This window comes from Alcanivorax xiamenensis (assembly GCF_009846745.1).
Taxonomy (GTDB): domain Bacteria; phylum Pseudomonadota; class Gammaproteobacteria; order Pseudomonadales; family Alcanivoracaceae; genus Alloalcanivorax; species Alloalcanivorax xiamenensis.
In genome coordinates, this window is the sequence record NZ_AQPF01000112.1 from 1 (window position 1) to 1,197 (window position 1,197).

At 60.2% G+C, this 1,197-nt stretch carries 1 protein-coding gene; it reads right to left on the reverse strand.

Going from position 1 to position 1,197, the window contains the following annotated elements; all coding sequences use genetic code 11:
* Positions 1-2 precede the first annotated feature (2 nt).
* Positions 3-1,196, reverse strand: a complete 1,194-nt coding sequence (gene tuf / locus A6D6_RS21615; RefSeq protein WP_133492904.1) for an elongation factor Tu — start codon at positions 1,194-1,196, stop codon at positions 3-5.
* Position 1,197 lies beyond the last annotated feature (1 nt).

Below are 1,197 nucleotides of genomic sequence, written 5' to 3' on the forward strand. Positions count from 1 at the left end.
TCTTACTCTACGATCTTGGCCACCACGCCGGCGCCAACGGTACGACCACCTTCGCGGATCGCGAAGCGCAGGCCGTCTTCCATGGCGATCGGCGCGATCAGCTCAACGTCCATCTGCACGTTGTCGCCCGGCATTACCATTTCGGTGCCTTCCGGCAGCGTACAGGCACCGGTAACGTCGGTGGTACGGAAGTAGAACTGCGGACGATAGCCGTTGAAGAACGGAGTGTGACGACCACCTTCGTCCTTGCTCAGCACGTACACCTCGGCAACGAACTTGGTGTGCGGGGTGATTGAGCCCGGCTTCGCCAGAACCTGACCACGCTCCACTTCGTCACGCTTGGTGCCACGCAGCAGCACACCCACGTTCTCGCCCGCGCGGCCTTCGTCCAGCAGCTTGCGGAACATCTCAACACCGGTACAGGTGGTCTTGGTGGTATCCTTGATACCCACAATCTCGATCTCTTCACCCACCTTGATGATGCCACGCTCCACACGACCGGTTACCACGGTACCGCGACCGGAGATGGAGAACACGTCTTCGATCGGCATCAGGAACGGCAGGTCAACGGCACGCTCCGGCTCCGGAATGTACTCGTCCAGCGTTTCCACCAGCTTCTGTACCGCCGGCATACCAATTTCGCTGGTATCGCCTTCCAGCGCCTTCAGCGCGGAACCCTTGATGATCGGGGTGTCGTCGCCCGGGAAGTCGTAGTCGCTCAGCAGCTCACGCACTTCCATTTCAACCAGTTCCAGCAGCTCTTCGTCGTCCACCATGTCCGCTTTGTTCAGGAACACGACGATGTACGGCACGCCTACCTGGCGGGACAGCAGAATGTGCTCCCGGGTTTGCGGCATCGGGCCGTCAGCGGCGGACACCACCAGGATCGCGCCATCCATCTGCGCCGCACCGGTGATCATGTTTTTCACGTAGTCGGCGTGACCCGGGCAGTCAACGTGCGCGTAGTGACGGGTCGGAGAGTCGTACTCCACGTGGGAGGTCGCAATCGTAATACCACGCTCACGCTCTTCCGGGGCGTTATCGATCTGATCGAAGGCACTCGCCGAACCAGAGCCCCACACCTCGAAGCACACCCGCGTCAAAGCGGCCGTCAGCGTCGTCTTACCATGGTCAACGTGGCCAATCGTGCCTACGTTTACGTGCGGTTTATTACGTTCAAACTTTTCCTTTGCCACG